This is a genomic window from Enterovirga rhinocerotis, assembly GCF_004363955.1.
Lineage (GTDB): Bacteria > Pseudomonadota > Alphaproteobacteria > Rhizobiales > Beijerinckiaceae > Enterovirga > Enterovirga rhinocerotis.
In genome coordinates this window covers 165,375-191,492 of the sequence record NZ_SNZR01000017.1, presented here as the reverse complement: position 1 = coordinate 191,492, position 26,118 = coordinate 165,375, and the positions used below count along the sequence as shown (strand labels likewise).

The 26,118-nt window shown below is 68.7% G+C and carries 24 protein-coding genes; 12 read left to right on the top strand and 12 right to left on the bottom strand.

Annotated elements, in window-relative coordinates:
- Positions 1-88: 88 nt before the first annotated feature.
- The 7 genes from EV668_RS22835 to EV668_RS22805 all read right to left on the bottom strand — a co-directional run bounded on the left by EV668_RS22835 (position 89) and on the right by EV668_RS22805 (position 6,153).
- Positions 89-910, bottom strand: coding sequence for an SDR family NAD(P)-dependent oxidoreductase (locus tag EV668_RS22835; RefSeq protein ID WP_133774530.1), 822 nt, complete (start codon positions 908-910; stop codon positions 89-91).
- A gap of 35 nt (positions 911-945) precedes the next feature.
- Positions 946-1,728 (bottom strand): SDR family oxidoreductase, encoded by a 783-nt coding sequence (locus tag EV668_RS22830; RefSeq protein WP_133774528.1) that lies wholly within the window; start codon positions 1,726-1,728, stop codon positions 946-948.
- A gap of 71 nt (positions 1,729-1,799) precedes the next feature.
- Entirely contained in the window at positions 1,800-2,966 is a 1,167-nt protein-coding gene (locus EV668_RS22825) for a glutathionylspermidine synthase family protein (RefSeq protein WP_133774526.1), read from the bottom strand.
- Positions 2,963-3,547: a DUF1190 domain-containing protein gene (locus EV668_RS22820; RefSeq protein WP_133774524.1), complete on the bottom strand. Its 585-nt coding sequence runs from the start codon at positions 3,545-3,547 to the stop codon at positions 2,963-2,965. Before EV668_RS22820 ends, EV668_RS22825 begins: the two co-directional genes overlap by 4 nt.
- Before the next feature lie 4 nt (positions 3,548-3,551).
- Positions 3,552-3,953: a DUF350 domain-containing protein gene (locus EV668_RS22815; protein ID WP_245513377.1), complete on the bottom strand. Its 402-nt coding sequence runs from the start codon at positions 3,951-3,953 to the stop codon at positions 3,552-3,554.
- Positions 3,954-4,048: 95 nt separating this feature from the next.
- Positions 4,049-5,050, bottom strand: a complete 1,002-nt coding sequence (locus EV668_RS22810) for an Lnb N-terminal periplasmic domain-containing protein (RefSeq protein ID WP_245513376.1) — start codon at positions 5,048-5,050, stop codon at positions 4,049-4,051.
- 23 nt (positions 5,051-5,073) lie between these two features.
- Positions 5,074-6,153 (bottom strand): alpha/beta hydrolase, encoded by a 1,080-nt coding sequence (locus EV668_RS22805; protein WP_245513375.1) that lies wholly within the window; start codon positions 6,151-6,153, stop codon positions 5,074-5,076.
- A gap of 368 nt (positions 6,154-6,521) precedes the next feature.
- On the opposite strand from EV668_RS22805, the gene urtA reads away from it, so the two are divergent.
- From urtA to urtE, 5 genes are all read left to right on the top strand, one after another.
- The gene (urtA, locus tag EV668_RS22800; RefSeq protein ID WP_133774656.1) at positions 6,522-7,772 is read left to right on the top strand and encodes an urea ABC transporter substrate-binding protein; all 1,251 of its coding nucleotides are present in this window, start codon (positions 6,522-6,524) and stop codon (positions 7,770-7,772) included.
- Between the two features lie 165 nt (positions 7,773-7,937).
- Positions 7,938-9,539 (top strand): urea ABC transporter permease subunit UrtB, encoded by a 1,602-nt coding sequence (gene urtB / locus EV668_RS22795; protein ID WP_133774518.1) that lies wholly within the window; start codon positions 7,938-7,940, stop codon positions 9,537-9,539.
- Between the two features lie 160 nt (positions 9,540-9,699).
- The gene (gene urtC / locus EV668_RS22790) at positions 9,700-10,848 is read left to right on the top strand and encodes an urea ABC transporter permease subunit UrtC (RefSeq protein WP_133774516.1); all 1,149 of its coding nucleotides are present in this window, start codon (positions 9,700-9,702) and stop codon (positions 10,846-10,848) included.
- Positions 10,849-11,044: 196 nt separating this feature from the next.
- On the top strand, positions 11,045-11,803 hold the full coding sequence (urtD, locus tag EV668_RS22785; RefSeq protein WP_133774514.1) for an urea ABC transporter ATP-binding protein UrtD: 759 nt from the start codon (positions 11,045-11,047) through the stop codon (positions 11,801-11,803).
- 171 nt (positions 11,804-11,974) lie between these two features.
- Positions 11,975-12,670: an urea ABC transporter ATP-binding subunit UrtE gene (urtE, locus tag EV668_RS22780; protein ID WP_133774512.1), complete on the top strand. Its 696-nt coding sequence runs from the start codon at positions 11,975-11,977 to the stop codon at positions 12,668-12,670.
- 15 nt (positions 12,671-12,685) lie between these two features.
- On the opposite strand, the gene EV668_RS22775 is transcribed toward urtE, so the two are convergent.
- On the bottom strand, positions 12,686-13,342 hold the full coding sequence (locus EV668_RS22775; protein WP_133774510.1) for a glutathione S-transferase family protein: 657 nt from the start codon (positions 13,340-13,342) through the stop codon (positions 12,686-12,688).
- 137 nt (positions 13,343-13,479) lie between these two features.
- On the opposite strand from EV668_RS22775, the gene EV668_RS22770 reads away from it, so the two are divergent.
- The 3 genes from EV668_RS22770 (at position 13,480) to EV668_RS22760 (ending at position 15,671) form a co-directional block, all read left to right on the top strand.
- Positions 13,480-14,697, top strand: a complete 1,218-nt coding sequence (locus tag EV668_RS22770; protein ID WP_133774508.1) for a polyhydroxyalkanoate depolymerase — start codon at positions 13,480-13,482, stop codon at positions 14,695-14,697.
- An 81-nt stretch (positions 14,698-14,778) separates the two neighbouring features.
- Positions 14,779-15,114 (top strand): hypothetical protein, encoded by a 336-nt coding sequence (locus EV668_RS22765; RefSeq protein ID WP_245513374.1) that lies wholly within the window; start codon positions 14,779-14,781, stop codon positions 15,112-15,114.
- 2 nt (positions 15,115-15,116) lie between these two features.
- Positions 15,117-15,671, top strand: coding sequence for a type II toxin-antitoxin system VapC family toxin (locus EV668_RS22760; protein ID WP_133774506.1), 555 nt, complete (start codon positions 15,117-15,119; stop codon positions 15,669-15,671).
- A gap of 16 nt (positions 15,672-15,687) precedes the next feature.
- Here EV668_RS22760 and EV668_RS22755 read toward each other — a convergent pair whose 3' ends face one another.
- The gene (locus EV668_RS22755) at positions 15,688-18,162 is read right to left on the bottom strand and encodes a glycogen/starch/alpha-glucan phosphorylase (protein ID WP_133774504.1); all 2,475 of its coding nucleotides are present in this window, start codon (positions 18,160-18,162) and stop codon (positions 15,688-15,690) included.
- A gap of 130 nt (positions 18,163-18,292) precedes the next feature.
- On the opposite strand from EV668_RS22755, the gene EV668_RS22750 reads away from it, so the two are divergent.
- The 4 genes from EV668_RS22750 (at position 18,293) to EV668_RS22735 (ending at position 22,495) form a co-directional block, all read left to right on the top strand.
- A complete protein-coding gene (locus tag EV668_RS22750) occupies positions 18,293-19,327 on the top strand; it encodes an MBL fold metallo-hydrolase (RefSeq protein ID WP_133774652.1) in 1,035 nt (344 codons plus the stop codon).
- Between the two features lie 28 nt (positions 19,328-19,355).
- A complete protein-coding gene (locus tag EV668_RS22745) occupies positions 19,356-20,618 on the top strand; it encodes an aminopeptidase (protein ID WP_133774502.1) in 1,263 nt (420 codons plus the stop codon).
- A 27-nt stretch (positions 20,619-20,645) separates the two neighbouring features.
- A complete protein-coding gene (locus EV668_RS22740; protein WP_133774499.1) occupies positions 20,646-21,545 on the top strand; it encodes a LysR family transcriptional regulator in 900 nt (299 codons plus the stop codon).
- 89 nt (positions 21,546-21,634) lie between these two features.
- The gene (locus EV668_RS22735) at positions 21,635-22,495 is read left to right on the top strand and encodes a DMT family transporter (protein ID WP_133774497.1); all 861 of its coding nucleotides are present in this window, start codon (positions 21,635-21,637) and stop codon (positions 22,493-22,495) included.
- A 19-nt stretch (positions 22,496-22,514) separates the two neighbouring features.
- Here the strand turns inward: EV668_RS22735 and EV668_RS22730 are convergent, their stop codons facing one another.
- Genes EV668_RS22730 through EV668_RS22720 form a run of 3 tightly spaced genes read right to left on the bottom strand, consistent with a single transcriptional unit; the run spans position 22,515 to position 26,073 of the window.
- Complete coding sequence (locus EV668_RS22730; RefSeq protein WP_425359650.1) at positions 22,515-24,284, bottom strand: flotillin family protein; 1,770 nt, start codon at positions 24,282-24,284, stop codon at positions 22,515-22,517.
- A 27-nt stretch (positions 24,285-24,311) separates the two neighbouring features.
- On the bottom strand, positions 24,312-24,926 hold the full coding sequence (locus EV668_RS22725) for an OB-fold-containig protein (RefSeq protein WP_133774495.1): 615 nt from the start codon (positions 24,924-24,926) through the stop codon (positions 24,312-24,314).
- Between the two features lie 25 nt (positions 24,927-24,951).
- Complete coding sequence (locus tag EV668_RS22720; protein ID WP_133774493.1) at positions 24,952-26,073, bottom strand: PspA/IM30 family protein; 1,122 nt, start codon at positions 26,071-26,073, stop codon at positions 24,952-24,954.
- Positions 26,074-26,118: the final 45 nt, after the last annotated feature.

Sequence of the window (26,118 nt, the reverse complement as noted above, 5' to 3'; positions counted from 1 at the left end):
CGGATTCTACGTTTCCGCAGCTTGATCTAACTTAGTGTGATCGCGTGCTGCTATCGGAAAACCGGACTCCACTTTTCCGCAGCACGCTCTAGTTCCGGACCGCCGAGGTCAGGCCGCCATCGACGACGATCTCCGTTCCGGTCACGTATTTCGCGGCGTCGGAGGCGAGGAACAGGGCCGCGTGGGCGACGTCGAAGGCCTCGCCCATATGACCCATGGGCACCTGCTCGTGGCGGCGGGCATAGAAGGCCTCTCGCGTCGTGCCGGTCTCCTTCGTCGCGAAATCCTCCGCCAGCTTCGCGACGAGCGGCGTCTCGATCAGGCCCGGCAGGACGCAGTTCAGGCGCACCCCGCGCCGCGCATAGTCGATCGCGACGACGCGGCTGAACTGGACGAGGCCCGCCTTCGCCGCAGCATAGGCCGCCTGGGGCTTGCCGGTATAGCGCAGGGCGGCGGTGGAGGAGGTCGAGACCACCGCGCCTTTCCCCTGCTTCTCCATGATGGGCAGGATCGCCTTGCAGCACAGGAACGCGGTCTTGAGGTTCACGTCGATCTGCGCGTCCCAGGTCTCCTCGGACATCGTGGCGGGATCGCCCGGCAGCGACAGGCCGACATTGTTGACGAGGATGTCGATCCGGCCGAATTCCGTCAGGCATTCGGCGACGAGCCTCTCGACGCTCGCCCGGTCGGTGACGTCGCCGGTGCCGGCGACGAAGCGCCCGCCCTCGCCCTCGACGATCCGGCGCGTCTCTTCGGCCGCCGCGGGATTGAGATCGACCCCGAAGATGGCGGCCCCGTGTCGGGCGAAGGTCACGGCGATGGCCTTGCCGTTGCCCCAGCCGGGCCCCTGCGAGCCGCAGCCCGTGACGAAGGCCACCCGGCCCGAGAGGGAGAACGGGCTGTCAGCCATGAGACGCACCTGTGATCGGAAGGAAGGAGCCGGGATCAGACGACCGGCGAACGGCCGCCATCGACGTTGATGGCGGTGCCGGTGATGTAGGAGCCTTTGTCGGAGGCGAGGAAACAGGCGAGGTTCGCAAATTCCTCGGCCCGCCCGATGCGGCCGAGCGGCACGTCGGTCACGAGCGTCTGCGCGAAATCCTCGAGCTGCATGGCGGGTGCCGTCGCCGCATGCCTGCGGACCCATTGGTCGCTCATGATGAGCCCGACGAGGAGCGCGTTCACGAGGATGCCGTGCGGGGCGCCTTCGCCCGCCATCACCTTGGTCAGGGCCATGCCGGCGGCGCGCGAGACCGAGGTCGGCGCGCTGCCCCCGCGCGGCGCCTTGGCGAAGGTGTTGAGGACGTTGATGATGCGGCCGAAGCCGCGCTCCTTCATCGCCGGCCAGACGGCCCGGCTCATGCGGATGGCGGCGAAGAGCTTGAGGTCGAAATCCTCCTGCCATTCTTCGTCCGTGATCGTCTCGAAGGCGAGCGTGCGCGAGGTGCCGGCATTGTTGACGAGGATGTCGACGGGGCCGAGATCGGCCACGACGCGGGCATGGATCGCGCTGATCGCGTCGGGTTTCGAGACGTCGCAGGAATAGGCGCGCAGTTCGGTCAGTCCCTCGGCGGCGAGGCTCGCGGCGGCCGTGTCGAGCGCCTCCTGGCCGCGTGCGAGGATCGCGACCCGCGCGCCGGCCTCGAGGAAGGATCGCGCCACGGCGAGCCCGATCCCCTTGCTCCCGCCCGTCACGAGCGCAACGCGCCCGTCCAGCCTCACATCCATGGTGTTTCCCCAGCCTCGCCTTTGCGAATCAGACTAGCGCCCACGCGGACCGCGCGCGAGCCCTGCCGCGATCACAGCTCGATGATATGCGGCACGAAGCGCGAGCTGTCCTTGGTGATGGGCGTCTCATCCTCGCGGATGCCGAGACCGCAGGGCTGGGAGGCGACCAGCCAGGAGCCGAGGACCGGATAGCGGCCGCCGAAGGACGGCATCCGGGCGACGTCCTGGAGGACGAAGCCTTCCGCGCCGTAGGGGCCGCCGCCGCTGTCGCGCACCTCGCCGTCGACGACGAGCGAGACGTTGGCGCCTTCGCGGGAGTAGAGCGGCTTGCGCACATGGCTGCGGCCGAGGGCCGAGGCGGCCGGATCGGTCTCGAAGAAGGTCGGGAGCAGGTTCGGATGGCCCGGCTCCATCTCCCAGAGATAGGCGAGGAGCCCCTTGTTCAAGAGGACCGCCTTCCAGGGCGGCTCGACGAAGCGGCAATCCGATCCGGCGAGCGCCGAGCCGTATGCCTCCCGGAACAGCCATTCCCAAGGGTAGAGTTTGAAGAGATGGGAGATGACCTCGCTCTCCCCATCGGCGAAGCGGCCGTCGGTGGACAGGCCGATCTCCTCGATCGACAGGAGCCGCGTCTCGTGCCCGGCCTGGTCGGCGCAATCGCGCAGGTACTCGACGGTGCCGCGATCCTCGGCGCTCTCGAGGTCGGCAGCGAAGTGGAGGCGCGGCGGCAGGGTTGGCCAGAGCTGGCGGAAGGCCTCGATCAGCCGCTCGTGGATCGAATTGAACTGGTCGCAGCCGGGCGAGATCAGGCGCTGCTCCATCGCCTGTTCGAGCCAATCCCACTGCACGACGGCTGCCTCGAACAGGGCGGTCGGCGTATCGGCGTTGTATTCGAGCAGCTTCGCGGGTCCCGTGCCGTCATAGGCGAGATCGAGCCGGCCGTAGAGATTGCGGTCGCCGCGCTGCCAGCTCTGCCGGAGGAGATCCCAATGCGCAGGCGGGATGGCGAGACGCGTCAGGATCGCGTCGTCGCGCAGGGCGCGGTCGACGAAGCTGAGGCACAGGGCCTCGATCTCGCCGGTCGGCGCTTCGATATCCTGCTCGATCTCCTTCAAGGTGAAGGAATAGGCGACGCTCTCGTCCCAGTAGAGATCGCCCTCGATCGTGTGGAAGGCGAAGCCGAGGCGCTCGACGGCGGCCTGCCAGTCGCCCCGGCGGCGGGGGGACAGTCTGTTCACGATCCGCTCGAATAGCCGCCGCCCCGCCCGGTCGAGCCGAAGCCCCCCCGCGAGGCGACGCTGACCTTCGTCGTGCCGGTCCCGGCCGTCACGGTTCCGCCGGAGGTCGTCGAATAGGCCCGGCGGCCCGCATAGCCGCCGCCGCTTCCGCTGCTGCCGGTTCCCGACCGGGCGGGCTGGCATTCGGGAGCCGTGCCGCCCGGCGGGCAGGCCTGCCGGGTCGGCGCGAAGAGCGGCTCGGCGGCCCCGCCTCCCGCCGCGAGACGCCGCGCCAGCATGATCCCGGCGAGGGCCGGCACCCACATCGGGGTGCCGTTCACCTGGATCGTGTCGCAGCGGCCCTGGCCGAACTCCGTCTCGCAGGAAGACTGGCTCGGGAAGCGTTTCGCGTCCCGCGCCTGGGCGGTCCGGGCCTCCCGGAAGCGCTGCTCGCATTGCGCCTCCGACATCCTGCCGTCGGCCCGGCACGAGGCGGCATCGGTGTAGACGAGCTGGTCGTCCTCGCCGCCGAAATAGGACCAGCCGCTCGCGACGAGGATGATGCCGACCGCGCCGAGCCCGATCTGGGTGGAGCGTTTCATCCGCCTATTCCGTCATGCTGGCGGCGGCGAGCGTGCCGCAGAGGACGGCGACGACGGCGAGGAAGGCGGCGGCGGGGATGTCGTCCTCCTCGATCTTGCGCGAGAGATCGGGAACGAGCCAGCGCACCGCCCCGTAGGCCGCGAGCTGGATCGCCATGGCGATGAGGGCCCAGATCACGAGGTCCGGGATGCTGGCCGCCTGCTCGATCGCCTTGTCGACGGGAATCGAGAAGCCGACGAGGTTGCCGCCGAGCGCGATCGCGGCTGCGAGATTGCCCGACCGGATGAGCGCGACCTCGTCATGGGCGGTGAGGCGCATGTAGACGACCGCGAATCCCGCGATCAGCGCTGCTCCGACCGCGAAATAGACGAGGAATGCCGGCAGCCCGGCCATCGAGATGCTCAAGGACCACTCCTCGTCGTGGAGGCGGCCTCGCTGGGCGGCCGCGCCATGTTATCGCCCCGCCGGAGTTTCCGGATGATGTCGTCTGCCCGAGCGCGTCAGCGAGCCGTCGCCGTGACGAAGAGGTCGCCCGAGCGGATCAGCCGAGAGAAATCGTCCCCGGCCGTCTCGCGGCGGGCGAGCGGGCTGATCTTCGCGGATGCCTTGATCTCGTCGAGCGGGCGGTCGCTCGCGATCGCGCCGTGATCGCTCAGGTAGTCGGGGAGGTATCCCGACAGGAGGATGCGCCAATCGAGCGGGATGCCGCGGCCGGCCTCCTGTGCGAGCCGGACCACCACGGTCGTGCAGTTCGTGGTGACGGTCTGATAGAATTCCGGACGTGTCGCGAGCTCGTTCGCCCGATCGATATAGGATCGGAACAGCCGCCGCGCGGCGTCGGGCGGGACGCGGAGCGGGAACAGCGACACGTCCTCGCGGCGGATCGTCGTGCGCAGCCTGACGATGTCCCGCTCTTCCGCCGCGATCAGGACGAGCTCGAAGCGCTTGAAGAAGCCGCCGATGGCCGAGAACGCCTCGTGCCGCTTGCGGCGGATCTCCGCCGAGAAGACGACGTGGCGGCCATCCGCGAAGCCGAAGCTGAGGAGCGTATGGGCGATGGCCGGATTGTCCCAGACCGAGGTCAGGAGATCGACGCTGCGCAGATCGTCGAGATCGTAGCGGCGCGTCACCCAGCGGATGTCGGCGTCGGTCTCCGTCCGCCACGCGAAATCGCGGACGTGATGCAGGACGACCGATGTGCCGTCGATCGTGCCGGTCACGCCGTGGGCGACATCCGGAGCCCAGTCGCGATCGTTCGAGGGGAGGATCGAGGCCCACCAGACCGCGGCCGCGGCGAGGCAGGCCACGAGGACGAGGAGGGCCGCGAGGCGCCGGGTCCAGGCGAGGGCGACGATGGCCATCGCCACGGCCGCGGCCCCTGCCATGAGCAGCCCTCGGAGCGGCGGGTCGAACTGGAAGAACAGCGCGCCGAGCAGCCATGCGCCGCCGATCAGGGCGACGAGCGACAGCGCGACCGAGGGCAATCGAGCGGGCCGGGACACCGGACTCGGCCCGCCCATCGGCATCAATGCTCGCCGCCGACCACCTTGCCGATGACGTTGAACGGGGTCGAGAGGGTGTCGCCGATCGTGTTGAACACGAAGGCTCCGGCCTTCCGCACGCCGATGGCTCCTTCGCCGGTTCCCCCGCGCGCATGCATCATCGCGAATTCGACGAACCGGTTATGGCCTGCGAAGTCGAGCGACTGGACCGAGGAGATATCGACGATCTGGACGTTCGCCGCGATCGCGGTCTGGACGACCCGCGGGTCCCGGATGTCGAGCGCGCCGAGGCGTGTGCGGCTTCCCGCGATGCGGCTCGAAATGGCGAGGGCCGAATCGTCCGGCGAGACCATGACGACCATCGTCTGCGGCATCCGCTTGATCGTGGCGAGTTGCGAACGGAAGACGTCGACATCGATGTCGGGCGCCGCCAGCGCGACCTTAAGGCGGTTCAGGACGGCGTTCTTGCCGGTCAGACGGAGCTGGCGGAGCGTCTCCATCGTCAACCAGGCTCCCATGCTGTGGGCGAGCACGAGCGCCTCGCGGCGGGCCGAGACCATCGTCAGCACTTCCGCCAGGCTGTCGCGCGATGTCGTGACCGCGTCTCGGTCCGCCACATAGGCGCTGACGGCGCCGGCCGAAGGCCAGGAGTACAGGACGGGGACAGCCTGGATGCCGCTATCCGCCGCCATCTGTGCGAGCCGGAAGACGGCCTCCTGGAAATTCGTGTTGAAGCCGTGGACGAAGACGGCCGCCTTCTTCTGCTGGGCGGCGAGCCGTGCCTCGAAGGTGGCCCGATCGAGGGTGCGCGAACTCACGGTCGTGAAGAAGCGGGCCGGGTCGGCCGGGCCTTCCTGCCACTCGATCTGTCCCGGCTGATGGCCGGGAGGGATCGAGATCGTGAACTCGGCATAGCTCAGCTTGCGCGCGCGGTCGTTGTTGAAGCCGAGACTGCCGGGATCATGGCCACGACTCGTGGTGACGTAGACCGTGACGAGCTTCGCACCCGGCACCGTGCCGCTCGCCTGCAGCGCCTCGGGTCCCGGCCGTGCGCCGCAGGCCGCGAGGACGAGCAGCAAAAGGATCGACGCAACTCGTTTCATCCGATCAGCAGGCCTCGTCAGGGCACGCAGCGCCAGCATGCTCGCCGGATTTCGCGCCTCGTTTCGCTCCGGTCCAACGTATCGGAGCGTACCGCGCCGCGCGATGACGCTGGAGACACACCGCGCAGCCGATCGGCCTCGCCGCTTCATCGTGCATTTGCCTAAAGAACAGGCAGGCCGGCAAGGGCGCGTCGCAGCCGGCGCTCAGAGGTCGGGATCCTACGGGGAATTGCGGCGGCCCAGATGTCCGGACGAACTGGCACACCCCTTGCCCAAGCTTCTCCGCGCTGCGCGTCGGCCTTCGATTTCCGCAGCGACGAGCATCCCGGAGAGGCAGCATGAATATCAGCAGACGGGTCGCGCTTGGCATGCTCGCCGCCACGGCCATGACGGCAGGCGGCGCGGCGGCCCAGGCTCAGAAAACCATCAAGGTCGGCATCCTCCATTCGCTCTCGGGCACGATGGCGATCTCGGAGACGACGCTGAAGGATACGATGCTCTTCCTGATCGAGGAGCAGAATAAGAAGGGCGGGCTCCTCGGCAAGAAGCTCGAGGCGGTCGTGGTCGATCCGGCCTCGAACTGGCCGCTCTTCGCCGAGAAGGCCCGCGAGCTGATCGCGCAGAACAAGGTCGCGGCCGTGTTCGGCTGCTGGACCTCGGTGTCCCGCAAATCCGTGCTCCCGGTCTTCAAGGAGCTGAACAACATCCTCTTCTATCCCGTCCAGTACGAGGGCGAGGAGAGCGAGCGCAACGTCTTCTATACCGGCGCCGCGCCGAACCAGCAGGCGATCCCCGCCGTCGACTACCTCGCCAAGGAAGAGAAGGTGGAGCGCTGGGTGCTGGCCGGCACCGACTACGTCTATCCCCGCACGACCAACAAGATCCTCGAGGCGTACCTCAAGTCGAAGGGCGTCAAGTCCGAGGACATCATGATCAGCTACACGCCGTTCGGCCATGCCGACTGGCAGACGATCGTCTCGGACATCAAGAAATTCGGCTCATCCGGCAAGAAGACGGCGGTGGTCTCGACCATCAACGGCGACGCCAACGTGCCCTTCTACAAGGAGCTCGGCAACCAGGGCATCAAGGCGACCGACATCCCGGTCGTCGCCTTCTCGGTCGGCGAGGAGGAGCTCGCGGGCATCGACACGAAGCCGCTCCTCGGCCATCTCGCCGCCTGGAACTACTTCCAGTCGATCGACACGCCCGCCAATGCGGAATTCATCAAGAAGTGGCAGGCCTTCAAGAAGAATCCGAAGGCCGTGACCAACGATCCGATGGAGGCCCACGTCATCGGCTTCAACATGTGGGTCAAGGCGGTCGAGAAGGCGAAGACCACCGATCCGGACAAGGTCATCGACGCGCTGCCGGGCATCGAGGCCCCGAACCTGACGGGCGGCGTCTCGAAGATGCTGCCGAACCACCACATCACGAAGCCCGTCTTCATCGGCGAGATCAAGGAGAACGGCCAGTTCGACGTGGTCTGGAAGACCGACGGTCTCGTCGCGGGCGACGCCTGGTCGAAGGAGCTCGATGGTTCGAAGGACCTCGTCGCCGACTGGGTCGAGAAGAAGTGCGGCAACTTCAACACCAAGACCGGCAAGTGCGGCGGCGCCTGAGCGCCGCCTGACCCGAGGCGATCGCTGCCTCTCATCGCCTCATGCTGAGGTGGCCGGCGCAGCCGGCCCTCGAAGCACGCACCGAGCGGTCTCGCGTCCTTCGAGGGCCGGCTGCGGCGAGCACCTCAGGATGAGGAGGGCGTGGTACCGAGACCGGAATATCCCGTGCGACCCGTTGCGCTTCTCATTGCTTTCGTCCTGGGCGTCCTGCTTCTCGCGCCGGCCGTCGCCCGTGCCGACGCCTATACCGACGCGCTCGCGCGGTTCGCGGCGGACAGCTTCTCCGAGACCGAGGCGGCGATCGACGGCGTCGCTGCGAGCGGCCATCCGCTTGCGGCCGACGTCGTCGGGGCCGTGCGCGAGGGCCGCCTCATGGTCCGCGCCGCCGACAAGGCGGTCTTCATCCGCGATCCGGACGGCTCCTTCCGCGATGCGGGCACCGGCAGCCCGGCTGCGGTACAGGGCGCCGATCTCAAGCCGGTCCGTCTCAACAATCGCGTGCGCCGTGCCGTCGAGGCGGCGATGGGGACCCTGACGCTCCGCTCGCCCGATCGCGCAAGGCGGGCCGCCGCCGCGGCCGCCGTGTTCAAGTCCCGCGATGCCTCGGCGCTGCCGGCCCTCGAGGCTGCCCTCGCGGCCGAGACCGATCCGGCCATCCGGCGCCAGATGCAGGAGGCGAGGGCGGCGATCCTCCTCACCCGCCCCGAGGCGACGCCCGACCAGCGCGCCGAGGCCATCACGGTTCTGCGCGCGCGGGGCGACCAGGAGGCCGTCGCCGTCCTCCGCAACCTGCCGGCGGATGCGCCGCCTGCCATCCGCGCGATGGCGGGCGACGCCATCACCGCGATCGAGAACCGCATCGCGCTCCTGCGCAACGTCCAGAACGTCGTCTACGGCATCAGCCTCGGCTCGGTCCTGCTGCTCTCGGCCATCGGCCTCGCCGTCACCTTCGGGGTGATGGGCGTGATCAACATGGCCCATGGCGAGATGGTCATGCTCGGCGCCTACACGACCTTCGTCGTGCAGGAGGTGATCCGCTCCCACGCGCCCTGGCTGTTCGATTCCTCGCTCTTCATCGCCCTGCCGCTGGCCTTCCTCGTCGCGGGCGCGGTCGGCGTCCTGATCGAGCGCTCGGTGATCCGCTTCCTCTATGGCCGCCCGCTCGAGACGCTGCTCGCGACCTGGGGCATCTCGCTGATCCTGCAGCAGGCCGTCCGCACGGTCTTCGGCGCCAATAACCGCGAGGTCGGCAATCCCGGCTGGATGTCGGGCTCCTTCGATCTCCTCGGCCTGACGCTGACCTGGAACCGGCTCGTCATCATCGTCTTCGCGCTCGTCGTCTTCGCGGCCCTGCTCGTCTCGCTGAAGCGCACCGCGCTCGGCCTCCAGATCCGCGCCGTCACGCAGAACCGGCGCATGGCCGGCGCCATGGGTATCCGGACGGATTGGGTGGATGCGCTCACCTTCGGCCTCGGCTCCGGCATTGCCGGGATCGCGGGCGTCGCGCTCTCGCAGATCGACAACGTCTCGCCCAATCTCGGCCAGGGCTACATCATCGATTCCTTCCTCGTGGTCGTCTTCGGCGGCGTCGGGAACCTCTGGGGGACGCTTGTCGGGGCGATGTCGATCGGCATCGCCAACAAGCTCCTCGAACCCTTCGCCGGCGCCGTGCTCGGCAAGATCATCCTCCTCGTCGCCATCATCCTGTTCATCCAGAAGCGCCCGCGCGGCCTGTTCGCGCTCAAGGGCCGGTTCGTGGAGGGGTGATGGCGGTCCTGACGCAACCTTCCTCTCCCGAGAGGGAGAGGTCGAGCGACGCCGGCAGGCGTCGACCGGGTGAGGGATGCGACCTCTCCGGAAACCGTCCTGCCCTCACCCGGTCGGCTGACGCCGACTCGACCTCTCCCTCTCGGGAGAGGAAGGCCCCATGACCTCCGACCGCGTCTTCAACCGCACGACGATCGTCTTCCTGGCGATCGTGCTGGCCGCCGCCTTGCTCGTGCCGGCCTCGAACCTGCTGCTGCCCCCCGGCTCGCCGCTGCACGTGCCGGACTACATGATGCCGCTCCTCGGCAAGTATCTCTGCTACGCCCTGCTGGCGGTCTCGGTCGACCTGATCTGGGGCTATGCCGGCATCCTCTCGCTCGGCCACGGCGCCTTCTTCGCGCTCGGCGGCTACGCCATGGGCATGTACCTGATGCGGCAGATCGGGACACGCGGCGTCTATGCCAATCCGGTCCTGCCCGACTTCATGGTGTTCCTGAACTGGAAGGAGCTGCCCTGGTATTGGTGGGGTTTCGATCATTTCCCCTTCGCGGCGCTGATGGTGGTGCTGGCGCCGGGCCTCCTCGCCTTCGTCTTCGGCTGGCTCGCCTTCCGCTCGCGCGTCACGGGCGTCTACCTCTCGATCATCACCCAGGCGATGACCTACGCCCTGCTGCTCGCCTTCTTCCGCAACGACATGGGGTTCGGCGGCAATAACGGCCTGACCGATTTCAAGGACATCCTCGGCTTCCCCGTCCAGGCGCCGGGCACGCGCGCGGCTTTGTTCGCGGCCTCGGCCCTGGCGCTTGCGCTCGGCCTCCTCGCCTGCCGCGCCATCGTGACCTCGAAGCTCGGCAAGGTCCTCGTCGCCATCCGCGACGCCGAGAGCCGGACCCGGTTCATCGGCTACCGGGTCGAGCACTACAAGCTCTTCGTCTGGGTCGTCTCGGCCGTGCTCGCCGGGATCGCCGGAGCGCTCTACGTGCCGCAGGTCGGCATCATCAACCCGTCCGAATTCGCGCCCGCCAATTCGATCGAGACCGTGATCTGGGTCGCCGTCGGCGGACGCGGCACGCTCGTCGGTGCGGCCCTCGGCGCGCTGACGGTCAATGCCGGCAAGACCTGGTTCACCGGCGTCCTGCCCGAACTCTGGCTCTTCGCCCTCGGCGCGCTCTTCGTGGTCGTGACGCTGTTCCTGCCGAAGGGCATCCTCGGCACCTTCCTCGAAGCCTGGGGCTTCCGCAGGAAGCGGCCCGCGCCCGAGATCATCGACGAGGACGGCGTCGCCTCGAAGCCGGCGGCGGCGGAGTGAGAGCGATGTTCTCCATCCCACTCCTTCACCCTCCCCTGCAGGGGGAGGGTCGACGCCGAAGGCGGCGGGGTGGGGTGAATCCCCCTCGCCACACCGCCAGCGTCATCGCAGCGGCGATCGCGTATCACCCCACCCCGGACCTGCGGTCCGACCCTCCCCCTCCAGGGGAGGGTGGGCGAGCGAGCGGAGGGCTCCTATGACGACGAGTCTCCCCGTCACCACGGCGCTGCTCTACCTCAACGGCGTCTCGGTCGTCTTCGACGGCTTCCGCGCGCTGAACAACCTCTCGCTCGCCATCGGCCGCGCCGAGATGCGCGCCATCATCGGCCCGAACGGGGCCGGCAAGACGACGATGATGGACGTCATCACCGGCAAGACGCGGCCGAGCGAGGGCGATGCCATCTTCGCCGGCCGGCACGACCTGACGCGGCTCGACGAGGCCTCGATCGCCCAGCTCGGCATCGGCCGGAAGTTCCAGACGCCGACCGTCTTCGAGATGCATACGGTCGAGGACAATATCCGCCTCTCGCTGAAGGCCGACCGGCGCACTCTCCCGACGCTCTTCGCGCGCAAGACTGCGGCGGAACGCGAGCGGATCGACGCGCTCCTGGAGCGCGTGCGCCTCAAGGACCAGCGCCGGCGTCCGGCCTCCGAGCTGTCGCACGGCCAGAAGCAATGGCTCGAGATCGGCATGCTGCTCGCCCAGGAGCCGCAGCTCCTTCTCGTCGACGAGCCGGCCGCCGGCATGACCGACCAGGAGACGGCGGATACGGCCGATCTCCTGCGCGAGATCGCCGAGACGCGCGCGGTCGTCGTCGTCGAGCACGACATGACCTTCGTGCGCGATCTCGGCGTCAAGGTCACATGCCTCCACGAGGGCTCGGTGCTGGCGGAGGGGCCGCTCGATCAGGTCTCGGCCGACGAGCGGGTGGTCGAGGTGTATCTCGGGCGATGAGCGGCTCGCACAGCGTCCCTTCTCCCCTTGCGGGAGAAGGTGGCCCCTGCGGCGGCAGGGGTCGGATGAGGGGAGAGACTCGACATTCGCGTCTTGCGCACCCCTCACCCGGTCGCCGCCTGCCGGCGGCGCTCGACCTCTCCCGCAAGGGGAGAGGCGGGAGTGGTTAGCATGCTGAACGTCCACGACATCTCCCTCTTCTACGGCGCATCCCAGGCCCTGCGCGGCGTCTCGCTCGAGGCCCGGGTCGGGGAGGTGACCTGCGTCCTCGGCCGCAACGGCGTCGGGAAATCCTCTCTCATGCGCGCCATCGTCGGCCACCGGCCGATCGCGTCCGGCGTGATCTCGCTCGACGGAGAGGACGTGTCGGCGCTCAAACCCTATGAGCGTGCCCGGCGCGGCATCGGCTACGTGCCGCAGGGGCGCGAGATCTTCCCGCTCCTCACCGTCAAGGAGAACCTCGAGACGGGCTATGCCCCGCTGAAGCGGCGCGACCGGCATGTGCCGCCCGAGGTCTTCGACATCTTCCCGGTGCTGAAATCGATGCTGCACCGGCGCGGCGGCGACCTTTCGGGAGGCCAGCAGCAGCAGCTCGCCATCGGCCGGGCGCTGACGACACGCCCGCGCCTCCTCGTCCTCGATGAGCCGACCGAAGGCATCCAGCCCTCGATCATCAAGGATATCGGGCGCGCCATCTCGTATCTGCGCGATCGGGGCGACATGGCGATCGTGCTGGTCGAGCAGTATTTCGAGTTCGCCCGCGACCTCGCCGACCGCTTCATCCTGCTCGAGCGGGGCGAGGTGGTGATGGCGGGCGGCCCGAAGGAGCTCGAAGGAGACGCCGTCCGCGACCGGATGGCGATCTGAGCGCGTCCGCGCGTCTCAGAACTCGACGTCGAGTTCCTCGAGTTCGTCCGGCTCCTCCTGGGCGGCGCCGATCCATTCCGTCATCGGCGCCCAGCCGAGGATCGTGTCGCAATAGGCGGACGAGACCGGGTCGAGCGTGACGGCATAGGTCCGGAAGCGCGTTGCGACGGGCGCGTACATCGCATCCGCGACGGTCGGCGAGGCGCCGAACAGGAATGGTCCGCCCGAGGTCTTGAGGCGGTCGCGCCAGATCGTCGTCACGCGGTCGATATCGGCCTGCGCCCCCGCCCAGACCTTGAAGCCCGGATAATGGGCCTTGAGGTTCATCGGCAGCGCGGACCGGAGGTTGCTGAAGCCGGAATGCATCTCGCCGCTGATCGAGCGGCAGGCCGCGCGCTCCGCCGGATCCGTGGGCCAGAGCGTCGCCTCGGGCCTGATCTCGGCCAGATACTCGGCGATCGCGAGCGTGTCCCAGATCTCGATGCCGCGATGGGTCAGTTTCGGCACGAGGAAGGACGGCGACAGGAGCAGCAATTCGGCTCGCACCGACGGGTCGTCCCAGGGGAGCATGGTCTCCCTGAAGGAGAGCCCGGCCATTTTGCAGAGCAGCCAGCCCCGCAGGGCCCAGGAGGAATAGTTCTTGCTGCTGATGGTCAGCGTCGCTTCGGCCATCACCTGTCACTCCTCTGTTGAGCCTTGTCGTCCATGATGATGCAACGCAACATGCAGCCCGTCGGTCATATCGGTCCTCGTGGTCGGGCGATCGGAGCTACGCGGCTGCAAAACTCGTGCAAGGGGACCCGCCGGGCATGATGTATCTCGCCTATCAAAGTCAGGACGATGTCATCGACCCGTTCCGCCGGATGGCCGGGACGATGCGCGGCATCCTCGGGGAGCTCGCGCCCGCCGTATCGAGCAGCTCCGTCGCGCGGTCCATGACGGCGGGGCTCGAGATGGTGGAGCGGTTCCGTCTGAGCCATGCGCGGCCGAGCTTCGAGCTGCCTTCGGTCCGCGTCGGCAACCGCGAGGTGGCGGTGACGGAGGAGCGGGTGCATGTCGCCCCGTTCGGCACGTTGCTGCGCTTCCGCAAGGACATCGACGTCGAGCAGCCCCGCATTCTCGTCGTCGCGCCGATGTCGGGGCATTTCGCGACGCTGCTGCGCGGGACGGTCGAGACGCTGCTGCCGGAAAACGACGTCTACATCACCGATTGGCACAATGCCCGCGACGTGCCGCTGGCGGCGGGGCGCTTCGGCTTCGAGGATTATGTCGATTACCTGATCGAGTTCCTCGGGGTGATGGGCCCCGGAGCCCATCTCCTCGCCGTCTGCCAGCCCTGCGTGCAGGCGCTCGCCGCCGCGGCGGTCATGGCGCAGGACGACCACCCGGCGGCGCCGAAATCCATGACGCTCATGGCCGGACCCGTCGATACGCGCCTCAACCCGACCAAGGTCAATGAACTCGCGACCGGCAAGCCGATCGCCTGGTTCCGCGACAACCTGATCGCCTCCGTCCCCTCGCGCTATCCGGGTGCCGGGCGGCGGGTCTATCCGGGATTCGTCCAGCTCACCGCTTTCATGTCCATGAACATGTCGCGCCACGTGCGGGCGCATCTTGATCTCTTCGATCACCTCGCCAGCGGGCGCACGGAGCAGGCGGAGACCGCGAAGGCCTTCTACGACGAGTATTTCGCGGTCCTCGACCTGCCGGCCGAGTTCTACCTCGAGACGGTGCAGTGGATCTTCCAGGAATACCGGCTCGCCCGCGGCGAACTCACCCATCGCGGCCGCAAGGTCGAGCCGCGCGCCATCCGCAAGACGGCCCTCCTCACCGTCGAAGGCGAGCGCGACGACATCTGCGCGATCGGCCAGACCCTCGCCGCCCAGGACCTCTGCAGCGGCCTCAAGCCCTATCGCAAGCGCCACCACATGCAGGTCGGCGTCGGCCATTACGGCGTCTTCAGCGGCCGCCGCTGGCAGGGGCAGGTCCACCCGATCGTGCGCAACATGATCCTGGCGAGCGAGTAGGCGCCGACTGCCGGCCTGGACCGGCGGCCTGAACGGTGTATGTTCGACAAATCTGGCTCTTGTCGAACAGGATTGAAGGCGATGCCGCGCGGCACGACAAAGGTCCGGGCAACCGGCCGTGAGGATTCAAGCTCTGGCCGTGGCCGGTCGGACCGGACGATCGAGGGCGCCGGAGGCGTCGAGGCAGAGGTTCTGAAGAAGGCGGCCGCCTCGGGTCTGCTCGACGACAAGGGAAGCCGGATCACGGGGCGCGTCAGCAAGGCGCTGGTCGAGAAGGCGAAGCTGAGGACCGGAATCCAGGAAAATACGAGGCTGATCGAGTTCGCTCTCGCCAACCTGGCGCTCGAGGACGGATTTGCCGAAACGTTCAAGAGCCTGAAAGCGACGGTGGACCCGCGGATCAAGCTCGGCTTCTGAGCGTGGCCGAGCTCGATTTCGATGCCGCTGCCCGGCTGGCGCGTCGGACCGCGAGCCTGTCGCGTCGCCCTGACGCCGACCTACCCTTCCTGACCGTCGCCGATCTCGCGGGACCGGGCCTGCTTCTCGATACCGTGGTCTATATCGATCAGTTGCATGGCCGGTTGGACGAAACGGTCGAGCGACTGATCGGGACGCGGCATGCTCATCATTCCGCCATGGCGATCCAGGAGCTGATGCATACCGTCGGGGTGCTCGACCCGGAGCATCCGGACACGCCGGCCGTCATCCGCACCCTTCGGACGCTCGTCCGGAGCATGCCGACGCACCGCATCCGTGTCCCCGATCTCGATACGCTTGGGCGAGCGGCCGTCCTGTCGGGTGTCTTGTGCCGTCTTCAGGGCTACCGGGACGAGCACCGACGCAGAGCGTTGCAGGACTGCGTCCTGTTTCTTCAGGCCCACAAGGATGGGCTCACGGTGCTCACGCGAAACATCAAGGATTTCGACTTCCTGCTTCAGCTCCTGCCGCAGGCGCGCGTGTTGATGTACCGGTAGCGCCCGCGCGTTCGCCTCATCGCACCGGGATGCGCCAGATCTCGTCCGCATACTCCCGGATCGTCCTATCCGACGAGAACCAGCCGATCCGGGCGGTGTTGGCGATGCTCTCGCGCCACCAATGCGGCTGGTCGGCCCAGAGCGCGTCGAGGCCGCGCTGGGCATCCCAGTAGCTGTCGAAATCGTCCGTCACCATGAAGGTGTCGTTATCCGACAGCCCTTCGACGAGGGCGGCATAGCGGGTGCGATCCTCGGGCGAATAGGCGCCGGCGCGCATCGCGTAGAGGGTCGCGGCGAGGCGGGGCGAGCGGGCGATGGCGGCCCGGCCGTGATCGGGATCGGCGCGCCGCTCGGCGACTTCGGGGGCCGTCAGGCCGAAGATCGCGATGTTTTCCGCACCGACATGCTCGCGGATCTCGACATTCGCGCCGTCGAGCGTGCCGATCGTGATGGCACCGTTCAGCGCGAATTTCATGTTGCCCGTGCCGGAGGCCTCCATGCCGGCGGTGGAGATCTGCTCGGAGAGGTCCGCCGCCGGGATGATGCATTCGGCCAGACTCACGTTGTAGTTCGGCAGGAACACCATCTTCAGCCGCCCGCGCACGGCCGGATCGTCGTTGATCCGCCGGGCGAGATCGTGGGCGAAGCGGATGATGAGCTTCGCCCGGTGGTAGCTCGAGGCGGCCTTGCCGGCCATGATCTTGACCCGGGGCGTCCAGTCGCGATGCGGCTCGGCCCGGATCGCCTCGTAGAGGGCGGCGGTCTCGATCAGGTTGAGCAATTGGCGCTTGTATTCGTGGATGCGCTTGATCTGGACGTCGAAGATCGCGTCCGGATCGACGACGATCCCGACCCTCTCCTTGATCGTGCGGGCCAGGATGTCCTTGTTGTGCCGCCGCGCCGCGCGCAGCCGGTCCCGCAGCGAGGCGTCGTCCGCGTGGCGCATCAAGGCTTCGAGGCGGGAGGGATCGTCGAGAACGGCGGGGCCGGCGACCTCGATCAGGATCTCCGTGAGGCCCGGATTGGCCTGCTGAAGCCAGCGCCGGAAGGTGATGCCGTTGGTCTTGTTGACGATCCGGTCCGGATAGAGGGCGTGGAGATCGCTGAACACGGTCTCGCGCACGAGGTCGGTATGGAGCGCCGAGACGCCGTTCACCCGGCGTGAGCCGAGGAAGGCGAGGTGGCCCATCCGCACGCGGCGCCCGTGCCCCTCGTCGATCAGGGAGACGCGCTTGATGAAGTCGTCCGTGAGCGGGCGGTCCTTCGCCAGCTTCTCGAGATGCAGCCAGTTGATCAGATAGATGATCTGCATGTGGCGCGGCAGGAGCCGCTCCATCAGCTCGGTCGGCCAGCTCTCGAGCGCCTCGGGCAGAAGGGTGTGGTTGGTGTAGTTGAGCGTGCCGGTCGTGATCCGCCAGGCCTCCTCCCAGGCGACGCGCTTCTCGTCGACGAGGATGCGCATCAGCTCGGCGACGGCGATGGCCGGATGGGTGTCGTTGAGCTGGATGGCCGAACGCTCGGCGAGGTTCGTCACGTCCGGGTTGCGCTCGAGATGGCGCCGGACGAGATCCTGCAGGGAGGCGGAGGTGAAGAAGTATTCCTGGCGCAGGCGCAGTTCCTGGCCGGCCGGCGTCTCGTCGCTCGGATAGAGCACGCGCGAGATGGCTTCCACGCGGGCCCGGTCGGCCATGGCGCCGACATAGTCGCCGTGGTTGAAGGCGTCGAGCTTCAGCGGGTCGACGGCGCGCGCCGACCAGAGCCGGAGCGTGTTGACGCGCCGGCCGCGCCAGCCGACCACCGGGGTGTCGTAGGCGACGGCCATCACCGTCTCGGCCGGGTGCCAGTCGTGGCCGACGCCGAGGCCGGTCTCCGGCCCCGTCTCGACCGTGCCGCCGAAGCGGACGGGATAGGCGATGTTGGGGCGCTCGAACTCCCACGGGTTCCCGAAGGACAGCCAATCCTCCGGCACCTCGTGCTGCACGCCGTCCGTGATGACCTGCCGGAACAGCCCGTAATCGTAGCGGATGCCGTAGCCGTAGGCCGGCAGGTCGATCGAGGCCATCGATTCCATGAAACAGGCCGCGAGGCGACCGAGGCCGCCATTGCCGAGGGCCGCGTCGGGTTCCGCCGCCTTGACGACCTCGTAATCGATGCCGAGGCTCGCCAGCGCCTCGCGCACGTCGTCGGTGAGCGCGAGGTTGCTCACCGCATCCTCCAGCAGCCGGCCGATCAGGAACTCGAGCGAGAAATACGCGACCTGCTTCGCCTCGGTGGGGGTGCGCTGGATCGAATCCAGCCAGATGTCGACCGCCCGGTCGCGCACGGCGAGCGCCGTCGCGACGAACCAGTCATGGGGGCGGGCGCTGCCGAGCTCGCGGCCGGAGGCATAACGAATCTTGGACAGGATCGCCGAACGCATCGCGGCGGCGCCTTCGGTGAGGCCGGCCTGTCCTTGTCCGTTTTCAATTTGCTTCAGCACCTGACATCCCATTCGACCGTCCGATCCGAGACAAGGCTTTTAGGGGCGAGCTTGTTTCATCGCAATTTTGCGGCGGCGGGAAGGAGCAGCGATGCACGCGACGCCCTTGAGGTCGGGCGGTGCGGCCTGTAGCCACGAAGGCATGTCCGCCTCGACCCTGACCCACCCCTTCCCCGCCGCCCCGGCCGCGGGCGAGACGATCGAGGTGGCGCCGGGCCTGCTCTGGGCCCGCCTGCCGCTTCCCTACCGGCTCGATCACGTCAACATCTACCTGATCGAGGACGGCAATGGCTGGGCCGTGCTCGATACCGGCATCGGCAACGAGGCGACGAAGGACGCCTGGGAGCAATTGCTCTCGGGCCCGCTCGCCGGACGACCGCTGACGCGTCTCATCGTGACCCACATGCATCCGGACCATGTCGGAGCGGCGGGCTGGCTCATCGACAAGCTGGACCTGCCGCTCGACATGACCGAGACGGAATATCTCCAGGCGCTGCTCCTGACGACGAACCCGGAATCGCTCGGGCAGGACCATTATCGCCGCTTCTACGTCGATAACGGCCTCGGGCCGGAGGCGACCGAGGCCGTCATGACGCGCGGGCACGACTACCTGCGTCTGCTCACCGGACTGCCGCAGAGCTTCAGGCGCGTCATCGCGGGCGACCGGCTCATCATCGGCGGGCGCAGCTTCGACGTGCTGACGGGGGGAGGGCACGCCTCCGAGCAGATGATGCTCTATTGCGCGGAGGAGAACCTCTTCCTCGGTGCCGACCAGGTCCTGCCCCGCATCTCGCCGAATGTCAGCGTGTATCCGCGCGATCCCATGGGCGATCCGCTCGGCATCTTCCTGCGCTCGCTGCGGAGCCTCAAGACGGCCATCCCGCACGACGCGCTCGTCCTGCCGGGCCACGACCTGCCTTTCGCGGGGCTTCACGGGCGCCTCGACGACATGATCGCCCATCACGAGGAGCGCTGCGGCGTCATCGTCGAGGCCTGCCGGGCGACGCCGCGCTCGGCTTCGGAACTCGTGCCCTTCGTGTTCTCGCGTCCGCTCGACGCGCACCAGACCGGCTTCGCCTTCAGCGAGGTCCTGGCGCATACGAATTATCTGCTGCGGCGCGGCCGCCTCGGCCTCGTCGACGGGCTCGACGGGATTCACCGTTGGCTCGCCAAGTAGCTCACGCCATCGCGGCCGGAGAGACGTCATGACCTATCACGACAGGAATGCTGCGGGCTCGGCGGAGCACGAGGAGAAGCTGCGGCGGCTCGCGATGGTCGCCGTGCGGACGGGGCTCGGCCTCAAGGCGGGTCAGGAACTCGTCATGACCGCGCCGCTCGATGCGGTGCCGCTCGCCCGCGCCATCACGGACGAGGCCTACAGGGCCGGTGCCTCACTCGTGACGGTGTTCTACACGGACGAGACGGCGGCGCTGTCGCGCTTCGAGAACGCGTCGGACGGTGCCTTCGACACGGCGGCCGGCTGGCTCTACGAGGGCATGGCGGCGGCCTTCCGCTCCGGGGCCGCGCGCCTCGCGATCGCCGGCGACGATCCCTCCCTCCTCGCCGGCCAGGACGCCGACAAGGTCGCCCGCGCCAACCGCGCCCGCTCGAAGGCCTATGTGCCCGCGCTCGAGATGATCGCCGGCTTCGCCACGAACTGGACCATCGTCTCGGCGGCGACGCCGGCCTGGGCGCGGACCGTCTTTCCCGGCGAATCCGAGGATGCCGCGGTGGCGCGCCTGTGGGACGCGATCTTCCAGGCCTCCCGCGTCGACCGGGACGATCCGGTCGAGGCCTGGGCGCGGCACAATGGCGAGCTGCGCCGGCGTACCAAGGAGCTGAACGCCCGCCGCTACGCCGCGCTCCGCTTCCGCGGCCCCGGCACGGACCTCACCGTCGGCCTCGCCGACGACCATGAATGGCATGGCGGCGCGACGACCGCGAAGAACGGCATCGTCTGCAACGCCAACATCCCGACCGAGGAGGTCTTCACCACCCCGCACAAGGCGCGCGTCTCGGGCCACGTCACCTCGACCAAGCCGCTCTCCTATCAGGGCACGCTGATCGAGGAGATCCGGGTCCGCTTCGAGGAGGGCCGCATCGTCGAGGCCAAGGCGCGGACGGGCGAGGCGGTGCTGCAGAAGGTGCTCGAGACCGACGAGGGCGCCCGCCGCCTCGGCGAGGTGGCGCTCGTGCCGCATTCCTCGCCGATCTCGGCCTCGGGGCTCCTGTTCTACAACACGCTCTACGACGAGAACGCCGCCTGCCACATCGCCCTCGGCCAAGCCTACTCGAAATGCATCCGGGACGGCCTGTCGCTGAGCGAGGCGGAGCTCGTCGCCCGCGGCTGCAACCGCTCGCTCATCCATATCGACTGGATGATCGGCTCGGGCGAGATCGACATCGACGGCCTCGCCGCGGACGGCTCCGCCACGCCGGTGATGCGGGCGGGCGAATGGGCGGCGTGAGCCGGGGCGGCCCGACGGCGACCTGCCATGGAGCTGAAATGGCTGGAGGATTTCGTCGTCCTCGCCAGGACGGGTAGCTTCTCCCGGTCGGCCGAGGAGCGTCACGTCACGCAATCGGCCTTCAGCCGCCGCATCCGGGCGCTCGAAGCCTGGCTCGGCGTCGCGCTCGTCGACCGCAGCACCTATCCCACTACGCTGACGGCGGCCGGGCGGGCCTTCCGCGAGACGGCCGAGGAGAGCGTGCGGATGCTCCAGGGCAGCCGCGACTCGCTTCAGGCGGAAGCCCGGCCGAGCCAGGGCTCGGTCTCGGTGGCCGCGCTCCACACGCTCGCGCTGACCTTCTTTCCCCGCTGGTTCCGGCAGATCGAGGCCCGCACCGGCCCGCTCGGAAGCCGCCTGCTGTCGGATGATTTCCATACCTGCATCCAGGCGCTGGCCGAGGGCGGCTACGACTTCTTCCTGACCTTCCATCATCCGGGCGTGCCGATCCTGCTCGATCCGGACCTCTTCCCGCACCGGGTCGTCGGCGGCGACAGCCTCGTCGCGGTCCGCGCCACGTCCGTGCCGGGCGAGGCGTCGTCGCTGCCTGTCCTCGCCTATGCGCCGAATTCGTTTCTCGGCCGGCTGTCGAGCCTCGTCCGGGCGCAGGCGGGGCGAGCCTTGCCGATCGCCCATGTCAACGAGAACGCCATGGCCGACGCGCTGAAGGCCATGGCGCTGGAAGGGCACGGTCTCGCCTGGTTGCCCGGCAGCATCGTCGCGCGGGACCTCGCCGAGGGACGTCTCGTCGCGGTCGGAGCGGAAACGCCGCTCGAGATCCGGCTCTACCGCAACGCCGCGCATCGCCGCGGCGCGACCTCCGCGCTCTGGGAGGCGGCCGGCGCGCTCGCCGACGAAACTATGCGGGATCGGAATGAAGCGGGCTGAGATGGCATTGGCCCGGCCGCATCAGGGTGCGTAGCCTCAATCGCCTCGCACGCGTCGGAAGCCTGCCGGCTCAAGAAGAGGATCAGGCGATGCAGCGATCGATGCGGGGATGGGGAAGCGGGCTGCTCGGCGTCGTCATCTTCAGCGCCTCGCTGCCGGCGACGCGCGTCGCGGTCGGCGGGTTCACGCCGCTGTTCCTGACATCCGCCCGCGCGGTGATCGCCGCCCTCCTCGGCGCGGTCCTGCTCGCGGCCTTCCGGCAGAAGCCTCCCGCCGCGCGCGACCTCGCCTCGCTCGCCGTCGTCGCTTTCGGCGTCGTGATCGGTTTCCCGCTCCTGACGGCGCTCGCGCTTCAGCACGTCACCGCCGCGCATTCGATCGTCTTCATCGGTCTCCTCCCGCTCGCGACGGCCCTGTTCGGCGTGATGCGGGGCGGGGAGAGGCCGAAAGCCGCCTTCTGGCTGTTCTCCGTCCTCGGCGGCCTGACGGTGGCGGGATTCGCCTTTTCGCAGGGCGGAAGCGCCTCGGTCACGGGCGACCTCCTGATGGTGGCGGCGATCCTCGTCTGCGGCCTCGGCTACGCGGAGGGGGCCGTCCTTTCGCGCCGCCTCGGCGGCTGGCAGGTCATCACCTGGGCGCTCATGCTCTCGCTTCCGGTCATGGCCGTCCTCGCCCTCGCGACGCTGCCCGCCAGCTGGGAGGGGATCGGCGTCCCGGCCTGGCTCGGCCTCGCCTATGTGTCCGTCTTCAGCATGCTGATCGGCTTCGTCTTCTGGTATCGCGGCCTCGCGCTCGGGGGCATCGCGGCGGTCGGGCAGTTGCAGCTGCTCCAGCCCTTCTTCGGGCTGGCCCTCGCCGCGCTGCTCCTCCACGAGCCGGTCGCCTGGTCGATGGTCGCCGCGACCGGGATCGTGGTCCTGTGCGTGGCCGGCGCGAAACGCTTCGCGTGAGAAGGTCGCGCCGCTTCGCTCAGCCCTTGCCGTCCTGGCCGATGCCCGGCGCGAAGGACGCGGTCGGCGCGAAGCTCGCGCCTGGCGCGCCGCTGAGGCCGCCATCGGCCTTCGGTGCGGAGGCGGCGGCCTTGCCGGTCGCCTCGTCGAGCATCGCCGCGACGGCGTCGGGGCCGCTGAAGCCGGCTGCCTTGAGCAGTTCGGCCAGGACCGGGCTCTGGGCGTTGTAGGCGAGGAGCTGGCCGGCGAGGCCTTCGCCCATCCCGACCGAGCCGCCATTCGCCCCGCCGGCGCCGTTCGCGCCGCGCCCCAGCATGCCGCCGGTGTCGAAGATGCGGATGTCCGAGATCTTCTCGGCCGGCTTGACGATCTCCGCCAGCGCCTGGGGGATGATCCGGATGCGCTCGCGCAGGATCTCGTATTCGATGATCTCGCGCGAGATGCGGTTCTTCGCCTCGATCAGCAGGGCCTCGGCTTCGGCCTTCGCCTTGCCGGTATCGATGATGCCCTTGGCGGCGATGGTCGCGGAATCGGCATCGGCGCGGGCGAGCGTGAGCTTCGCCTCGGCCTGATCGATCGCCGCCTGCTTCTCGGCTTCGGCCGCGACGGTGACGGAGGTCGCCTCGGTCTCGGCCTGACGCTTGGCGGCGATGATGGCGATCTGGCGCTCGCGCTCGGCGATCTCGACCGATTTCGCGGTCTCGACCTTCTCGGTCGCGGCGATGGCGATGGCGCGGGCATCCTCGGCCGCGGCGCGGGCCTCCGATTCCTGGCGCGAGCGGTCTGCGACGGCGATCGCCGAATCCTGGGCGATGAGCTGAAGGTCGCGCTTCGCCTCCGTCTCGCGCTGCTGCACGTTGAGGGTGGCCGCGATGTTCGCCGATTCCCGTGCCTGCTTGGCCGAGGCCTCTCGCTCCGCCACGGCACGCTCGCGGTCGATCCGCGCTTCCGCCTCGGCGAGCTGCGCGGTCTGTTCCTGGCGCGCGGTCTCGGCGCGGGTGGCGGCCGCGATATTGGCGATGTCGCGTTCCTGGTTCAGCTCGGATTCGCGCTGGGTGCGGTCGATGGTCAGCGTCTGCTTCTTGGCGTCGAGGTCCTTCTGGGCAATGGCGACCTCTGTATCGCGGACGATCTCGTTGCGCTCCTTCTTGCGCGCTTCGGTGATGCGGGTGAGGGTCGCGAGGCCCTGGGCGTCGAAGAAGTTGTTGGCGTTGAAGTGCTTGATGTCGGTCTGGTCGAGCCGGGTCAGCGAGACGGATTCGAGCTCGAGGCCGTTCGACTGGAGGTCCGCGCCGACGGCCTCCTGCACCGCCTTCACGAAATCGGCCCGCTGCTCCTGGAGGCCGTCGAGGTTCATGGTGGCGGCGACCGAGCGCAGGCCGTCGACGAATTTCGCCTCGATCAGGAGCCGCAGCTCCTCGGCATTGTTGGTGCGGTCGCCGAGCGTCTGGGCCGCGAGGGCGATGGAGGAGGCGTCCGGCTTCACGCGGACATAGAATTCCGCGCCGATATCGACGCGCATGCGGTCCTTGGTGATCAGGGCGTCGTTCTCGCCGCGCCGGACCTCGAGGCGCAGCGTCTTGAGGTTCACCCGGGCGATCGAGTGGAAGATGGGCAGGACGACGGAGCCGCCGTCGAGCACGACCTTCTGCCCGCCGAGACCCGTGCGGACATAGGCCTGGTCGCGGGTCGAGCGGGTGTAGAGCGTCGCGAGGACGACGCCGATGCCGATGATCGCGATCAGCCCGATCACGGCCGGGAAGAGGATTTCATACATGCCTGGGCTCATGGGTTTCGCCTTCCTGCATGGTGGCGGTTAGCCCTGAAGGTCGGGCGGGGCGGGTATGGCGGTGAAGATGCCGGCCGCGAGGTCGACAAGGAGGACGGCCGAGCCGGTCGGCATGGATTCGGCATCGCCGGCGGCGCGGGCTCGCACATTGTGCCAGTTGCCGTGGGCGTCCTTGAGGCGGACGGAGCCGGGCAATCCCTGGTCCAGCGGACCGCGCGAGACGATGCCGGATCGGCCGACGAGATCCGCGAGTTCGACGGCATAGGTCTCGTCGCGCGGCACGATCCGCGCGACGACGCGGCTGCCGCTGCGGATGACCGGGATCGCGAGAGCGGCCGCCGCCGGGCCCGCGATCAGTGCCGGCAGCGCGAAGCCCGCCGCATGCGACAGCCCCTGGATCGCGAAGCCGATCGCCGCGAAGGCACCGAGCGCGATCATGAGAAGGACGAGCAGCGGCACGCCGCCGACATTGAGCCAGCTCAGGCCGCCGCCGTCATGGGCGTGATGGTCGAAGGAATGCTCGACGAGGTCGCTGATCGAGACGCCGATCAGCAGCATCAGGATCTCGATTCCCACCAGGGCGACCAGCAGCATCGCCGCGATCGCGAAGGGCCTCACCTCGGGGGCGAGCAGCAGGTCCATCACGTCAGGCCTCCCGGCGCGGCGGTCAGCCGCTGCCCTTGGCGAGAGCGAGGCGCTCGGCGATCACGCGCTCGCGGTGGAGACGGTCCAACTCGTCGAGTTCGGCATTCGCGCCGGAGGCGCCCGCCGGCACGCCCGTGACCCGGGCGATGGCGGCGGCTGCCTTGGCGCTGCCGTCGGCCGCGCCCCGCCGTCCGCGCCCCGAGCCGGGCTCGGACGGCGCGTGCTGGGCGAGGCTGCGCTTGAGGTCGGCGAGCCGCGTCTCGGCCTCGCGCCGCGTCGCCAGCACGGCCTGCAGCGCCTGCTGGCCTTCGTCGATCTCGCTCCTGACGTCGGCGAGGGTCCGGTCGAGCGCCGTGACCTGGGCCTCGAGGTCGATCTGGCGTGCGATGGCGGCCTTGGCGAGGTCGTCCCGGCTCTCCGCGATGGCGAGCTTCAGCTTCTCGCCGAGCGAGGCGAGGTCGGCGCCGATCTCGGCCTTCCGGCTCTTGACGCGGTATTCCTCGGCCTTGGCCTTGCCGAGTTCGGTCCGGGCCTGATCGGCGGCCTGGTCGATCTCGCGGATGGCCTGTTCGACGACGGCGACCTTGTTGACGTCCTCGACCTTGTCGATGGTCGCGTTGGCGATGCCGGCGATCAGCCGGCCCATGCGCGACAACACACCTTCCTGCATGGTCTCCTCCCTCAGCTGGGCCGCCCGACGGACGACCGCGACATGGATCTCGTAGCGGCCCTCGCGCAGGACGAGGCGGGCCGGAAAGACCGTCTCCCGCCCTGCGGCGTAGCCCGCGACGTCGTAGGGCACCGCGACCCGGCCGAAGACGGTCGAGACCGTCAGCGTCGCGGGGCCCTTGATGGCGAACAGCTTCTCGTCGAGCGGCAGGCTGTCGGGCGCCGAGGCGGCGGCCCGTGCCGGAAGGTCGCGCAGGCCGAGCGTCACGAGGCGGGCCGGAAGACCGGTCTCCTCGCGGATGCGCTCATAGGCACGCTCGTGCAGGGTCACGAGGTTGCGCCCGCCCGCTTCCGGCATCCCGGCCAGGATGCGCGCCATCGCGGCATAGGCCTCGAAGGTCGCGTCCAGCGCCCGCCGCGCCCCGTCATCCGGGGCGAGAACGTAGAGAAGTGTGGCGGGCGCGCCGTCGTGCATGGTGCATTATCTAAAGCACTTCATTGGTGCTTTCAAGCCGCCTTG

What these genes read in the sequence shown, in the direction of transcription:
- EV668_RS22805 (WP_245513375.1), bottom strand. Translation starts at nt 6,153, where the DNA reads ATGAAACGAGTTGCGTCGATCCTTTTGCTGCTCGTCCTCGCGGCCTGC.
- urtD (WP_133774514.1), top strand. Translation starts at nt 11,045, where the DNA reads ATGACGACGAGTCTCCCCGTCACCACGGCGCTGCTCTACCTCAACGGC.
- EV668_RS22765 (WP_245513374.1), top strand. Translation starts at nt 14,779, where the DNA reads ATGCCGCGCGGCACGACAAAGGTCCGGGCAACCGGCCGTGAGGATTCA.
- EV668_RS22820 (WP_133774524.1), bottom strand. Translation starts at nt 3,547, where the DNA reads ATGAAACGCTCCACCCAGATCGGGCTCGGCGCGGTCGGCATCATCCTC.
- EV668_RS22755 (WP_133774504.1), bottom strand. Translation starts at nt 18,162, where the DNA reads ATGGGATGTCAGGTGCTGAAGCAAATTGAAAACGGACAAGGACAGGCC.
- EV668_RS22720 (WP_133774493.1), bottom strand. Translation starts at nt 26,073, where the DNA reads ATGCACGACGGCGCGCCCGCCACACTTCTCTACGTTCTCGCCCCGGAT.
- urtC (WP_133774516.1), top strand. Translation starts at nt 9,700, where the DNA reads ATGACCTCCGACCGCGTCTTCAACCGCACGACGATCGTCTTCCTGGCG.
- EV668_RS22745 (WP_133774502.1), top strand. Translation starts at nt 19,356, where the DNA reads ATGACCTATCACGACAGGAATGCTGCGGGCTCGGCGGAGCACGAGGAG.
- EV668_RS22775 (WP_133774510.1), bottom strand. Translation starts at nt 13,342, where the DNA reads ATGGCCGAAGCGACGCTGACCATCAGCAGCAAGAACTATTCCTCCTGG.
- EV668_RS22830 (WP_133774528.1), bottom strand. Translation starts at nt 1,728, where the DNA reads ATGGATGTGAGGCTGGACGGGCGCGTTGCGCTCGTGACGGGCGGGAGC.
- EV668_RS22740 (WP_133774499.1), top strand. Translation starts at nt 20,646, where the DNA reads ATGGAGCTGAAATGGCTGGAGGATTTCGTCGTCCTCGCCAGGACGGGT.
- EV668_RS22725 (WP_133774495.1), bottom strand. Translation starts at nt 24,926, where the DNA reads ATGGACCTGCTGCTCGCCCCCGAGGTGAGGCCCTTCGCGATCGCGGCG.
- EV668_RS22835 (WP_133774530.1), bottom strand. Translation starts at nt 910, where the DNA reads ATGGCTGACAGCCCGTTCTCCCTCTCGGGCCGGGTGGCCTTCGTCACG.
- EV668_RS22770 (WP_133774508.1), top strand. Translation starts at nt 13,480, where the DNA reads ATGATGTATCTCGCCTATCAAAGTCAGGACGATGTCATCGACCCGTTC.
- urtE (WP_133774512.1), top strand. Translation starts at nt 11,975, where the DNA reads ATGCTGAACGTCCACGACATCTCCCTCTTCTACGGCGCATCCCAGGCC.
- EV668_RS22730 (WP_425359650.1), bottom strand. Translation starts at nt 24,284, where the DNA reads ATGAGCCCAGGCATGTATGAAATCCTCTTCCCGGCCGTGATCGGGCTG.
- urtA (WP_133774656.1), top strand. Translation starts at nt 6,522, where the DNA reads ATGCTCGCCGCCACGGCCATGACGGCAGGCGGCGCGGCGGCCCAGGCT.
- EV668_RS22735 (WP_133774497.1), top strand. Translation starts at nt 21,635, where the DNA reads ATGCAGCGATCGATGCGGGGATGGGGAAGCGGGCTGCTCGGCGTCGTC.
- EV668_RS22750 (WP_133774652.1), top strand. Translation starts at nt 18,293, where the DNA reads ATGTCCGCCTCGACCCTGACCCACCCCTTCCCCGCCGCCCCGGCCGCG.